General features: G+C 44.3%; 10 protein-coding genes. 6 read left to right on the top strand and 4 right to left on the bottom strand.

Annotation, left to right across the window (positions count from 1 at the left end; genetic code table 11):
• Positions 1 to 78 precede the first annotated feature (78 nt).
• Positions 79 to 1,101 (top strand): ferrochelatase, encoded by a 1,023-nt coding sequence (gene hemH, locus LA303_RS04785; protein ID WP_240526794.1) that lies wholly within the window; start codon positions 79 to 81, stop codon positions 1,099 to 1,101.
• Here hemH and LA303_RS04780 read toward each other — a convergent pair.
• Positions 1,098 to 3,308, bottom strand: coding sequence for an amino acid permease (locus LA303_RS04780; RefSeq protein WP_240526793.1), 2,211 nt, complete (start codon positions 3,306 to 3,308; stop codon positions 1,098 to 1,100). The two genes, hemH and LA303_RS04780, sit on opposite strands and share 4 nt — an antisense overlap.
• Positions 3,309 to 3,416: 108 nt before the next feature.
• On the opposite strand from LA303_RS04780, the gene LA303_RS04775 reads away from it, so the two are divergent.
• Complete coding sequence (locus LA303_RS04775) at positions 3,417 to 6,389, top strand: PEP/pyruvate-binding domain-containing protein (protein ID WP_240526792.1); 2,973 nt, start codon at positions 3,417 to 3,419, stop codon at positions 6,387 to 6,389.
• Between the two features lie 10 nt (positions 6,390 to 6,399).
• On the opposite strand, the gene LA303_RS04770 is transcribed toward LA303_RS04775, so the two are convergent.
• Both LA303_RS04770 and LA303_RS04765 read right to left on the bottom strand, forming a co-directional pair.
• On the bottom strand, positions 6,400 to 7,470 hold the full coding sequence (locus LA303_RS04770; protein ID WP_240526791.1) for an alanine racemase: 1,071 nt from the start codon (positions 7,468 to 7,470) through the stop codon (positions 6,400 to 6,402).
• A 13-nt stretch (positions 7,471 to 7,483) separates the two neighbouring features.
• Positions 7,484 to 9,277 carry a glycosyl hydrolase family 28-related protein gene (locus tag LA303_RS04765; RefSeq protein ID WP_240526790.1) on the bottom strand — a complete coding sequence of 598 codons (1,794 nt, stop codon included), beginning with the start codon at positions 9,275 to 9,277 and terminating at the stop codon, positions 7,484 to 7,486.
• A 40-nt stretch (positions 9,278 to 9,317) separates the two neighbouring features.
• Between LA303_RS04765 and LA303_RS04760 the strand changes: the two genes are divergently transcribed.
• Together LA303_RS04760 and LA303_RS04755 are read left to right on the top strand one after the other, a co-directional pair.
• Entirely contained in the window at positions 9,318 to 9,881 is a 564-nt protein-coding gene (locus LA303_RS04760; protein ID WP_240526789.1) for a hypothetical protein, read from the top strand.
• Between the two features lie 84 nt (positions 9,882 to 9,965).
• Positions 9,966 to 10,934: a glucosaminidase domain-containing protein gene (locus LA303_RS04755; protein ID WP_240526788.1), complete on the top strand. Its 969-nt coding sequence runs from the start codon at positions 9,966 to 9,968 to the stop codon at positions 10,932 to 10,934.
• A gap of 13 nt (positions 10,935 to 10,947) precedes the next feature.
• Here LA303_RS04755 and dapF read toward each other — a convergent pair whose 3' ends face one another.
• Entirely contained in the window at positions 10,948 to 11,733 is a 786-nt protein-coding gene (dapF, locus tag LA303_RS04750) for a diaminopimelate epimerase (protein ID WP_240526787.1), read from the bottom strand.
• A 199-nt stretch (positions 11,734 to 11,932) separates the two neighbouring features.
• Between dapF and LA303_RS04745 the strand changes: the two genes are divergently transcribed.
• Both LA303_RS04745 and LA303_RS04740 read left to right on the top strand, forming a co-directional pair.
• Positions 11,933 to 13,369, top strand: a complete 1,437-nt coding sequence (locus LA303_RS04745; protein ID WP_240526786.1) for a trypsin-like peptidase domain-containing protein — start codon at positions 11,933 to 11,935, stop codon at positions 13,367 to 13,369.
• Between the two features lie 85 nt (positions 13,370 to 13,454).
• Positions 13,455 to 14,321 carry a sigma-70 family RNA polymerase sigma factor gene (locus LA303_RS04740; RefSeq protein ID WP_240526785.1) on the top strand — a complete coding sequence of 289 codons (867 nt, stop codon included), beginning with the start codon at positions 13,455 to 13,457 and terminating at the stop codon, positions 14,319 to 14,321.
• Positions 14,322 to 14,360: the final 39 nt, after the last annotated feature.

Below are 14,360 nucleotides of genomic sequence, written 5' to 3'. Positions count from 1 at the left end.
AAAAGTTACACCCAAACAAAAGCATTTACTTTTATCTTTGTTCTTTTAATTTTTGAGGAATCAGCCCAATTATTTGTGATGCGACAACGTCAAAAAGCGGTTTTACTGGTCAATGTGGGAACTCCTGACGGACCCGACACCCGTTCGGTACGCCGTTATCTCACCCAGTTTCTGAATGACAAACGCATCATGGATATTCCCTGGCTTTACCGGAAAATTTTGGTTAACGGGCTCATTGTTCCGTTCCGGGCTCCGCGATCAGCCCGCCTGTATGCCCGTTTATGGACTCCGGAAGGATCGCCTCTGATCATTCACACCGAACAATTCGCGGCGGCTTTACGCAAAGTATTAAGCAATGATTATCAGGTTTTCACCGCTATGCGGTATGGAAATCCTTCACTTAAAAAAAGGCTACAGGAGATCCGTGAAAAAGATTTTGATGAAATCATTGTCTTCCCTTTGTTTCCGCAATATGCTTCTTCTACCGTGGGAACCATTTTGGATTTCATCATGAAAGAAGTTAAAAAATGGGCTGTCATCCCCGAAATCCGCTTCATTAATCAGTTTTATGATCATCCGGGATTTTTAAGTGCTTTTTCTGAAAAAATATCGGCTTATGATCCGGGAAAATATGACCATATTATTTTTTCGTATCACGGATTACCGCTAAAGCACATCGACAAAGTTCATCCGGGCATTTCTTCCGCATCATGCCCCTGTGAAAAAGCCATGCCCGTTCACGGAAAACACTGTTACAAAGCCACTTGTCACGAAACCACCCGCTTACTGGCCAAATCACTGGGGCTGAACCCGGATCAATACACTACGGCATTTCAATCGCGCTTTTCAAAAAACTGGTTACAGCCTTTTACCGACCATGTTTTAGAAGAACTGGCCGAAAAAGGCGCTGAGAGAGTACTGGTTGTGGTTCCTTCGTTTGTTGCCGATTGTCTGGAATCGCTGGTCGAGATTGCCTGGGAAAACCAGCAACGGTTTATCCAGGCAGGCGGAAAAGAATTAACCCTGGTGGAGAGCCTTAACGACAATGCTACCTGGGTTAAAACAGCAGCCGAAATCATCCGGTCTGCCGGTAACCTTTAAAGTTTTGAAACCAACCTTTTCAGTTTACTTACGCTTTTCACCATCAGCACCGAGCAAGCGGCCTGCTCCGCAATACGGAAAGGTTCGCTTTCTTCAATAGCTTTAGCTGATTGGAGTCTTTTATCCGTTCCAATGATCAGCAAATCCACTCTTTCAGAATATTTCAGCAGCTCTTCTTTGGGATGGCTGGTAGGAATCAGTGAAATATCATACAGCGCACTGGAATTAAAGTTTTCTATGGCCTGAACGATCAATTTATCCGCCCATTGTTTCTGACGCATGGAGTAATTCAGCGGGAGGAATTTCAGCAAAACAATGCGGGCACCACGAAATTCGGCAATGGCCGTAGCACAGTTAAGCATCAGGTTCAGGTCAGAAGCATTTTTCACATAGATGGCAATGCGTTTAGGATGAAAATTTTCCGTAGAAGTTTTCAGGTTCACCACCACCATATCCGTAACCGAGAGCCGCATCACCTGGCTCAGGATAGAAGGTTTCCCCGGCGTAAACTTCTTCGGGAATCCCATGATAATCAAGTCACTGTTTTCGCTTTCTCCGGCCTGAACAATTCCTTTTGGCACACTGCGGGCCGCCCGGATGATCGGTTTGATCTTGATCTTATTTTTCTCCGCCAGTTTCACGCTGCGCTTGATCACTTCAAGCGATTTTTCCGCTTCGGAAAGTGCCTCATAAAAATCAACTCCTTCAGGAACATCTTTCACAGCCAGCACAATAATTTCACCCCCTTGACGGGCCATTAACCGGTTTGAAAGCATCAGGAGCGCTTCCTGTGTTTTAGGATTGGACATGGGCACCAGCACCGTATTCTTCCGGAAGAAAGAGAATCCTTTTTCTTCTTCAAGAATGATATTCAACCCTTCGCGGTGTCTTTTCTCGCGTTTTCGCGAATAAAAAAAGTAAACCACAGCACCCACCAGCAGCAATTGTTGTCCGAATGCCAATGAAACCACGCCCAGCGTCAACAGCAAACCAAGATTGATCACCAGTGTTAACTCCGGAAGCAGATTTTTCCAGGCGGCTTTGGGTTTCATCGCCGGATTTTTCCGGTAGATCTTACGCAGGGCCAGCGAAACCGGCAAAAGAGAAGCCAGCAGACAGAAGTTCGCTGCCTTGGCAATAAATTCCAGGTCTGCTGTAATCAGTATCAAACTGATCACCACAGCCCCCAGAAGCAAAGCCATTTTCGGTTGCCGGGTTTTTTCATCCAGTATACCGAGAAAATCGGGCAAAAACCGGTCTTTCCCCATCTCATAAGTTTGCCGGCTTTGCGAGATCATGGTACTGCTCAGCGCGCCCAGTGAGGCCATTATTCCACCAATAGAAACCAGCAGCCAGCCTCTTCCGCCAAAACTCTTATCCGCCAACAATACCAGCGGAGCATGACTTTTGGCCAGCTCGTCCCACGGCACTGTCATCACCGCAGCCACCGCAATAAAAAGATAGACACTCATGCTGATAAGCATGGAAAGTTTCATGGCTTTAGGAACCGTTTTTTCCGGTTCAATAATTTCATCGGCATTGTTAGCAACAAGCTGGTAACCGAAAAAAGAGATGTAAATAAGCGAAATCGCAGCAAACGTTCCCCCTACTCCTTTTGGGAAAAAAGGTTTCAGATTTTCTACCCGGCCATGAAAAGCAGAAAACACTATCAGGATAAGCAAAATAGCCAGGTTTCCCCACACAATCCAATTTTGCAGGTTAAACTTCTTTTTACCGGAGGAAAAACTGTTCATCAAAGCCAAAAGGAGCGTAATTCCTATTGCTATCGCCTTTGCGACAATATCCGGCACTTTCAGTCCGGTGATAGAGATGGTATATTCAGCAAAACCGATGGCATACAGCCCACAGGCAAAAATACTGCCCAGGGCCAGAAACCAGCCGGTAGCAAAGCCTCCCAAACTGCCGAGAATATTATAAGCATAAGTATAACCGCCTCCCGAACGCGGAATAAGCCGTCCCAGCTCGGCAAACATCAAAGTGGTGGCAAAAGCAAGGATTCCGGTGATCAGATAAGTTAAAATCACCGAGGGCCCGGCTACGCCGGCAGCTGCGCCAATCAGCACATATACTCCGGCCCCCATCAAAGCACCTACGCCGATGGTGGTGGCGCCAAAAAGCCCCATGGTACGCTCAAAATTGGGCGGTTTGATCTTTTTGTAAAAAATCTCCTGTATATCGTTAACCATAAAAAATGTACTTGTACAGCAAAAATAATCTTTTTTCTGTAGCTGTTGAAACGAAAAACGATCCGTCGTTTTCCAAATTGGACTTATCTTTACGGAAAATTTCCTGTCATGATCCCGGAAAGAACAGACATCTATGCCGCCAAATATTACTTCAACGACGCTTCTTTCAGTTTGCTCATGCGCAAACGCATTTACAATATTTTGCTTGTATCCAGTGTTTACGATGCTTTTATTCTGGAGGAAGACGGACGGATAGAAGAACAGATTTTCAACGAATACATGTCGCTCAACTTGCGGTATCCGCCGCGGTTTATCCAGGCTACTTCGCTTCGCGAAGCGATGAAATACATGCGCGAAGAGCCGGTGGATCTGGTCATCTCCATGTTGAGTTTTGACGACAAAGGCACTTTTAAACTGGCCGCCACTGTCAAAGCGGAATATCCGCGGGTTCCGGTAATTGCCCTCTCTCCGTTTTCGCGCGAAGTAAGTCTGCGCATCGAGAAACTGAACCTGAGCAATATCGATTACGTTTTCAGCTGGCTGGGAAACACCGATCTTTTACTGGCCATCATTAAGCTGATCGAAGACCGGATGAACGTGGAGCATGACGTAAAAGCTGTTGGCGTTCAAACCATCATCCTGGTGGAAGACAACATCCGGTTTTATTCGAGTTACCTGCCCAACATTTACAAAATCATTTTTCAGCAATCGAAGGCTTTTGTTACCGAGGGATTAAACGAACACCAAAAAATGCTGAAAGCCCGCGGACGTCCTAAAATCTTGCTGGCCACCAACTACGAAGAAGGAATTCATCTTTACCGCAAATACAAAAACAACCTGCTGGGAGTTATTTCTGACATCAGTTATCCCCGCAAAGGGATAAAAGACCCGGAGGCCGGACTGCGCCTTTTCAAACGCATCAAAAAAGAAAATAAATACATGCCGTTGCTGCTGCAGTCGTCAGACCCGTCGAATGAGCAAAAGGCCAAAGCGTTGGGTGTTGGTTTCATTGACAAAAATTCCAGCAGTCTGCCCTACGAACTGCGTAGTTTTATCAAATATTATTTCGGATTTGGTGATTTTATCTTTAAAGATCCGGAAACCGACCGGGAAGTCGGAAGAGCCAAAAACCTGAAAGACTTACAGGAAAAGATTTTTCAGATTCCCAAAGAGTCACTGCGGTATCATATTGAACGGGATCACCTGTCGAAATGGCTCCGGGCCCGGGCTCTGTTTTCTCTGGCCAAGCTTTTTCAGTCGTTCACCATCGACGATTTTGAAAACATCAACGAAGTACGGTATTTCATTTTTAATGCCATCAGCAACTTCCGTATTTCCAAATCACGTGGTGTCATTTCGCAATTTGACCGGACTACATTTGACGAATATTTCAGTATTTCACGCATCGGACAGGGATCCATTGGCGGAAAAGCCCGCGGACTGGCTTTTCTTGATTCGTTGATCAACCGTAACAAGTTACACCATCTTTATGATGATATTGACATCTCCATCCCGAAAACGGTCGTACTGGGCACGGACATCTTTGATGAGTTCATGGAGCACAACGATCTCTATCCTATCGCCCTTTCAGACAATTATTCCGATGAAGAGATTTTACAATTCTTTTTGGATGCCCGGCTTCCCGAATCGGTGCAGGAAGATCTTTTCACCATTGCTTCGCTGGTAAACCAGCCTTTGGCCGTACGCTCGTCCAGCCTTCTGGAAGACAGTCATTACCAGCCATTTGCCGGAATCTACAACACCTACATGATTCCGTCTTCCGAAAAAAATCTGGATAAAAAATTCGAATTGCTGAATCAGGCGATCAAAAGCGTATATGCTTCGGCCTTTTTTGCCGACAGTAAAGCCTACATGAAAGCCACTTCCAACGTGCTGGACGAAGAAAAAATGGCGGTAGTACTACAGGAAGTTTGCGGAAAACGATATGGAAATTATTACTATCCCACGCTTTCCGGAGTAGCCCGGTCACTTGATTATTACCCCATCCCACCTGAAAAGCCCAAAGACGGAACGGCCAATATTGCTCTCGGATTGGGGAAATACATTGTTGATGGCGGACTCTCCTTGCGGTTTTCGCCCAAATATCCCAAAAAAGTGATGCAAACAGCCACTCCGGATGCCGCTTTGCGCGAAACCCAAAAATATTTTTATGCCTTGGATCTGCATCCCGAGAAATTTGTTCCGAGCACCGACGACAGCATGAACCTGGTAAAACTCCGGATAAAAGACGCTGAACAACACGGCTCTATCCGCAAAATTGCCAGCACCTACGATCTGCAAAACAATGTGATTCGCGACGGGTATAATTACCCCGGAAAAAAACTGATCACTTTTAACTCCATTTTAAAACATGACGTTTTCCCGCTTGCTGAAATTTTGCAAAAAACACTGGAACTCGGGGCCAAAGAGATGGACAAACCGGTGGAAATTGAATTTGTGGTGGATTTGAATGTCAAAAAAGGAGAAAAAATCAAGTTTTACCTTTTACAAATTCGTCCCATTGCCAGCAAAGAACAAAGCGTCCATATCAATGTTCATAAAATCAATCAGGACAAGTTATTGATTCTTTCCCACTCTGCCTTGGGGAATGGTGTGATCGATCATGTACAGGATGTGGTTTACGTAAAACCCCAGACTTTTGATGCATCCAAAAACCGGGAAACGGCAGAAATGATCGGGGAAATCAACAAAAAATTCATTGACAAAAACCGGAATTACATTCTTATCGGCCCCGGACGCTGGGGTTCGTCTGACCCGTGGCTGGGCATTCCTGTAAAATGGCCACAGATATCCGGAGCCCGGCTAATCATTGAATCCGGACTGGAAAATTACCGTATCGATCCCAGCCAGGGCACCCACTTTTTCCAAAACCTTACCTCTTTCAGGGTAGGTTATTTTACGATTAACCCTTACCTGAACGATGGAATTTTTGATCTGGATTTTCTGGATCGCCAAAAGGCGGTTTTTGAAAACGACACCATCCGGCATGTCCGGTTTAAAAAACCGCTCATCATAAAAATCGACGGGAAGAAAAATCTGGGCATTGTTTTGAAGCCCTGATGTCACAGGCTTACACAAAAACCGTATTATTTTTCAGCAAATTGGCTGTCAGGCAGGAATGCACCGGGAAAATCGCTACCCAATCGCCCGGGCGAAAAGATTTCAGGCTTTTTTCCGGAAGCCGGATAATACCGTGTTCCTGCGACAGATCCGAAACATAAGCACCGGCTATTGGTTTTTGCCAACGGAAATGCTCATCCGGTTTTGCCACATATCCATAAAGCCGGAAGCCCTTGTCGGCAGCAATAAACTCTTTGGATAAATGCACCGCGCCGCCATAAATCACCATCTCTGAGCGGTCAGGATGCAATGCCACCACCGGACAAGCCGCAGCCACGGCAACCTCATCAAGCCGGCACGCCCCCAAATGATACTGCATCACATCGTAATAAACAAAGTTCCCCGGGCGAATTTCATCAAAAGCCGAACAGTCATCAGCAATACTGCATGAAGGGGTATCTCCATAAGAAAGAATTAAATCCGGGAAACGCGCCTCATATCTCGCCTTCAGTTTTTGCAAAGATCCGGCAGCCTGTTCCTTAATTTCCATGATCTCATCCTGACTACGGGCATGATAGGTATGTCCTGCATGGGTCAAAAAACCTTTGAACGACAACAACGAGGAAGTTTCCAAAACGGAAAAAACAGATTCTATTTCCAAATAATGATCCGGCAAAATTCCTGTACGATGATATCCCGTATCTATTTTTATAAAAACACCAAGAGGGGCTGTTGCTTTACGAGCCAGTATTTCGGCCACAAAAGCACTTTCCACCAAGACATTCAATTTGACACGTTTCGCCAGGTCGTTTATCTCTTCCCACTCTCTCCAGTTTAACGGAAAAGCAATGGTAATATCATTCCAGCCATTTCCGGCAAACTCCATAGCCATCGAAACCGAAGAAACCGTGATTTTATCCACACCCGCTTCTCTGAAAAGCTCTCCCACACGTTTTGACTGGTGTGTTTTAAAATGAGGACGAAAGACAACCCCGGAAATATCAGCTTTTTGTTTCATCTTCCGGATATTTTGCCGAACTTTTTCTACATCGACAAGCAACGTGGGCTGCTTTATTTTCATGTGTTTCTGTTTTTTATCGCTGTAAAACTATTTTTTTCAGGAAACGGCCTTCTTCCGAACGGATTTCCAGCAAATAAATCCCGGCCGGAATATTTTTATCCAACGTAACCGTCACCTGCGTTTTCTGATAAACTTTTGCAAAGAAAAGTTTCCCTTGCACATCATATATACGCACATCAAAAGAACCGGTTTTAACACCCGAAGGTGCAGTAATCACCAAATGGTCACGTACCGGATTGGGGATTACTTTCCATCCTTTATCTTCTGAAAAAAGATTTCCCACAGCAGTCACGGCTTCCGGACACACCGTCAACAAATCTCCTTTTTCATAACGCTGTTTTGCCGGAATTATTCCTGCGCCCAACCGGTTGGGCGGACCGATATCCGGCCAGGTTTCATCAGCGGTCCAAAAATCAGGTTTCCCGGTCAGGTAATACGATGAATCCGGCAAGTCACCGGATGAATCAGGAACCAGCGTACCCAAAATATTGTTGGCATAAACAAAATGATCTTTTCCGGTTAACACAAACTGACCATGATAAAAGCTGTTATCTGTACATTCATTTCCCACAAAATTCTGATCATCCGTTTCGGCAGCATCACTTTCCGTCATGATAATACCCCACAACTCAGCCCGGTTCCGGAAAAAAGTGTTCCGCGGTCCGGATGGTCCCCAGGTATGGTCAATAATAATATTCTGAACAATGTTTCCTTCAAAAAGATTGGCAAAAGGATAATGGCCGTGGAGTGAAATATCGCCCGACAAATCGGAAAAAGTTTCCGTTCTGTACGGATCACGTGAATAATTATAGGCAAATACATTCCCGTTGGCCCCGGTTTTCACCATCATGGCATGCCGCAAATGCGAAAAGATATTGTTGACAATCAAACATCCGCTGCTATGATGAGCCAATGTTACCCCATAACCATTGGTATTCGCTCCATCATAAACAAATGCATCATGAAAATAACAGCCTTCCACCCTGATTTGCGCACTGCGGCTGATGTATACATGACTTCCTGAACTGGTATCGCTTTCCACACCGGCTATCCGGCTGTTCACCACATAATCCATGTACACATTAAACCCGCCAGCAGTGGTCGGTTTGTCCACACGGACCAGCTTCAAACAGGAAAGTCCCACATTTTTCACCGGAGTAATCTTTTGTATTCGCGGATTCAGACTATCGGTATAGGTAATACGTAAAGGACTCTCCAATAACAAAGTATCATTAGAAATTGATTTTATCCGGGTAATTTGTCCCACCAAATTTACCGCCCAGTCGGCAGGAACTGTATTCCAGCTTCCGTTATCTTCCACGATTTCAACCCAGTCACCCGGCTGAAAATAAAAAGCGGAATCAGATACCAACTCAGCACTTCCAAACGAATAACCCGCTTTTAAGCGAACAAAATGGTTCTCGGCAGTTCCGGTAATATTAATTCCATTATCCGGTTGTCCGCCTAAGTTAAATTTCAACACCGTGGCATCCGAACCGGCACCTTTTAACTGAATGCTATCCGGCAACACCACCGACTTGCTAAAAAGATAAATACCGGCAGGAAAAAAAACCGTTCCGGCCCCGTTTTGAAAAGAAGTTATCGCCTGTTTCAAAGCTTCTGAATTATCTGTTTTTCCATCGGCTACCCCGCCGTAATCTAAAATATTTACTTCATTTTGGGGTACTTTAAAAGTGTACTCCTGTATGATATCTTTCCAATTCACCCGGCGTTCAGCAGGAATAGTCTGTGCTTGTAACGTTAGCAATAAAAATAAAAGCCAAGCAGTGAATACAATTTTTTTCATACCTTCGTTCTTTGCATCAAAGATACCTCAAATAAGACATATGAAGAAATATATTTTGTTATGCTTTCTTTTTAGCGGAGTTCTTTCCGTTTTACTGGTCATGAGTTCGTGCCATTCGCAGCAAAAAGAGCGTATCACTCCAAGAATTCAATATGATGTAAATATAAAGAGCCCGAATCCAAACTACGACTGGTGGATTCAAAACATTGAAGGACCACAGCGGGAAAAACTGGTAAGAATGATCATCGAAGGAGCCCTTTCGGGCAAATATCAAGCTTACGATTATTTTTTTCAGCCCATCAGCAAATCGGCCGTTGCTCATATATTATCAGATACCCTTGCCGTTAAAGTGAGAGAAACCCAGCCTCCTTACGCCTTAAAAGATACCCTCATCGTTTCGCATATCAATTTAAAAGACATTGTACGGTTACGTTTTTTAGAAGAATGGGAAATCGACCCCAAAACCCTGAAATTCACTAAAATTGTAAAAGGCATTGCCCCGGTGGCCCGGCGAACCGATCCGGAAGGGAAAACCCGGTGGCAGCCACTTTTTTGGATTTTCCCGGACCGTTTAACAGCCAAAAAACTGCAACAAACTCCCTGAATTCTTCCGCTAACAATTTTTTGTGAACAAATGCCGGAAACTACTCAATAAAAAAGCTTTCTTTCCGTTAAATTTGTTCATCAGATGAACGGAAAAAAAACATATTTCATTCGGGCTTTAGTTATCCTTTTCTCTTTCCTTTTCCTGTCCCCGGCATATGCCCAGCACAGGAAAATGACTACCAAAGAATACATCAAAAAGTATAAAGACATCGCTATCAAGGATATGAAGACCTATAAAATTCCGGCTTCCATTACCCTGGCACAGGGAATTCTGGAATCAGGAAGCGGGAATAGTATTTTAGCCCGGAAAGCCAACAATCATTTCGGAATAAAATGTCATAACGGATGGAAGGGACCGACTATTCATGTCGCCGATGATACCAAACACGACTGTTTCAGAAAATACAAAAGTGCCGAAGCTTCTTACCGCGATCACTCAAAATTTCTCAGAAAAGGATCCCGGTATGCTTTCTTGTTTAAATATCCTATTACCGACTACCGATCCTGGGCTTACGGATTAAAACGGGCAGGCTATGCCACCAATCCGCGGTATCCCGAATTGCTCATTCATTACATTCAAAAGTATCATCTTTACAAATATGATAAGGAAGGATTAAAGCGAAAACATCACCATCGCCACAGCAAAAGGAAAGCATTGCGTTATGCTACGCCACAAATCGCTTCTTTCCCCAAAATCGGCACCAGCCAGTTTGGCCGTCCGATACTGGAAAACAACAACCGGAGAGTAATTGTTGTCAAACGAGGAGATACGTTCAAAAAGATTGCCAGCGAATTTGAGATCCGGTTGCACCGGTTGCTTTCGTACAACGACCTGAAAAAATCAGATATCATTCATCCGGGCGAGCTGCTTTATTTGCAGAAAAAGGCTTCCAGAGCACAAAAAGGCTATAAATATCACATTGTAAAAGAAGGAGAATCGCTTTGGGGAATTTCACAATTGTACGGCATTCGTTTAAACAAGCTTCTTGACATGAATAATTTTCCGCATCATTATCAAGCAGCAGCCGGAACGCGAATCAGAGTCCGGTAAACAAACCGGTGTTTTAAATTACGATTGTCCCTTCAAAAACCTTTTCGGCAGGTCCACGCAACCAAACATTTTGGAAACCTTCATCTATTTGTTCAAACGTAACCTGAAAATCGCCACCACGGGTACGAACGCTGGAAATTTTCTTCCCTGTCTTTAAAAAAGCAGCCAATACGGAAGCCGTCACTCCGGTTCCACACGAAAGGGTCTCCCCTTCCACTCCCCGTTCATACGTTCTTACAGAGAGCTGTTCTTTTTCAATCTTTACAAAATTCACATTGGTTCCGGCAGGCATAAAGCGTTCATCATAACGTAAAGCACGCCCTTGTTTTTCAACATCCACGGCATCCAGATCATCCACAAAATGAACCCAATGCGGCACGCCGGTATTGAGAAACCATCCATCAGACCATTCTTTAATTTCATGCACATCCTGCATTTTAAGAGAGACATCAAAAAGCCGACGGGATATTTCTTTTTCAATCCGGGCATCATGTACACCATCAGCCGCTTCAAAACGCATGATTTTTCCGGCCACTTCACGGAAATACGCCAACGCAGCAATACTTCTTCCTCCGTTTCCACACATTTCAGCCGGTTTACCATCCGCATTAAAATACTGCATTAAAAAATCATATTTTTCCGAGAAACGCATCACCATCAGTCCGTCAGCTCCTATGCCAAACTGTCGGTGGCAGAGCCGGGCAATTGTTTTTTCATCACCGGGAAAAGAATTCTCGTGCTCGTCAATAATCACGAAATCGTTTCCGTTGGCCTGAAACTTATAAAAATGAAGAAGCATAGTCATTAATATTTGTTAAAAACGAATTTTCCCATCTGTTTTGGAAAGGTTTTTGATGTACTTTTTTCTTTGAATATGTCTGATTAACAAAGATTAACATCTTTAAAAACAAGAAATAAGAAAGTTTACGTTATCTTTAATCAGACAACAAAGATAATATGCTTTTAAAACAACAAAAGAACGAAAGATGAAAACATTCATGAAAAGTTTCATAGGAGCCGCAACAGGAACCCTTGTTATTTTACTCATCGTCTTTTTTTTCATCTGGAAAGACGAACCCCGTCCTATTGTAGTACAACAAAATCCTACACCGACACCTGTGGTACAAACTGCTTATTCGGCACCGGTACCACAAAATTTTGACTTCACCAAAGCCGCTGCCAAATCAGTAAATGCTGTCGTGCATATCAAAACCATCATCGGCGTCAAGCCACAATATTACGATAACTTTTTTGGTTCATTGCACGGATATTTTTACCGGCAACCCCAGGAAGCATTGATTGCCTTTGGCTCGGGCGTAGTGATTTCGCCCAACGGCTATATTGTGACCAACAATCACGTAGTGGCCGGGGCAGACAAAATTATTGTCACATTTAACGACAAACGCGAAATGGAAGCCAAAATTATTGGCACATCGCCCTCTACCGATCTGGCACTTATTAAGGTCAATGCCAAAGACCTCCCATACCTGACTTATGGAAATTCGGATGATCTGAAAGTAGGCCAATGGGTACTGGCCGTAGGAAACCCGTTCAATCTTACATCCACGGTCACAGCGGGAATTGTGAGTGCGAAAGCCCGCGACATCCACATTTTAGGTGGAAAAAGTGCCATTGAATCCTTTATCCAAACCGATGCAGCCGTCAATCCGGGAAACAGCGGAGGCGCTTTGGTCAATACCAAAGGTCAGCTTGTGGGAATCAATGCGGCCATTGCTTCACAAACCGGAGCTTACGAAGGCTATTCTTTTGCCATTCCGGTGAACCTGGTACGCAAAGTAGTTAATGACCTGATGAATTACGGCCAGATTCAACGGGCATACCTTGGCGTCCAGATACGCGACATTGATGCAGCGTTTGCCAAAGAAAAACACCTGAAAAATCTTAACGGGGTGTATATTGCCGGTGTGGTTGACGGAAGCGGAGCGGCCAAAGCCGGAATACGAAAAGGAGATGTGATTACGACCATCGACAATCACCCGGTAAATAACGTATCAGAGTTAATGGGTATTATCGGACAATACAGCCCGGGCGACGTGGTATCGGTCAATATTACCCATCACGGAAAAGAAGAAACAGTAAAAGTAACCTTAGAAAATAAAAACGGGACAACCGGTGTTATCAAAGCCGGAAAACCATTTTACAACGCCACATTGGGAGCCATGCTCAAACAAGCCGATGAAAGCGATTTGAGCAATCTCAATCTGGATCACGGATTGGTCGTTGTAAATATTAACAATGGTATTCTGCAACGCGGAGGCATTTCCAAAGGATTTATTATTACCGATGTCAACGGACGCGAGGTGAACAATAAAGACCAACTGGAAAAAGCCATTTCTGAAAGCAGACATAATACCATTAAAGTAAGCGGTATTTATCCTAACGGGATGCGTATCTCTTTCGAATTTGTTCCGTAAAAACAATTTAGAATTTTTTTAAATAAATTGCGAAACTTTTCACAACAATTCACGTAAATACAAATCTAAAACGAACTAAACCATTATGAGACAGCTTAAAATAGTAAAATCAATTACCAATAGGAACACAGCTTCCTTAGACAAATATCTTCAGGAAATTGGTCGTGAGGAACTCATTACGGCCGAAGAAGAAGTAGAACTGGCACGGCGGATCAAAGCAGGCGACGAAAAAGCACTGGAAAAACTGGTAAATGCCAATCTCCGGTTTGTGGTTTCGGTAGCCAAACAATACCAAAACCAGGGGCTGAGTTTACCCGATTTAATTAATGAGGGAAACGTGGGACTTATCAAGGCCGCCCGCCGGTTTGATGAAACCCGCGGTTTTAAATTCATCTCTTATGCGGTATGGTGGATTCGGCAATCCATTTTACAGGCATTGGCTGAACAATCCAGAATTGTAAGACTTCCCCTGAACCAGGTCGGTTCGCTGAACAAAATCAAAAAGATCAGCAACAAACTGGAACAGGAATATGAACGTCCCCCGTCAGCCAGTGAAATTGCCAAAGAGATGGAGTTGCCGGAAGACAAGATCGACTCGGCGCTGAAGATCTCTACCCGTTCGGTATCCATGGATGCTCCCGTGATTCCGGACGAAGACACTACCCTGATCGATCTGATGTCTCCCGAAGATTCAAAAAGTACCGATGAAGAGTTGATGCAGGAATCGCTGCGAAGAGAAATTGAACGTTCACTCTCTACTTTGAGTGAAAAAGAGCGCGATGTGATTAACCTGTATTATGGTATCGGGATGAATCACGGACTAACGCTGGAAGAAATTGGTGCCAAGTTTGACCTCACCCGGGAAAGGGTGCGGCAAATTAAAGAAAAAGCCATCCGGCGTCTGCGGCACACCTCCCGCAGCCGGTTGCTGAAAGCTTATCTTGGACAATAAAAATTATTGAACCAGTATCTTAAAAAGGCATCTCTGCGG

The sequence above is a fragment of the Candidatus Sulfidibacterium hydrothermale genome (assembly GCF_020149915.1).
Lineage (GTDB): Bacteria > Bacteroidota > Bacteroidia > Bacteroidales > F082 > Sulfidibacterium > Sulfidibacterium hydrothermale.
The sequence above is the reverse complement of the archived record's forward strand: the minus strand, read 5'-3'. Positions and strand labels throughout refer to the sequence as shown.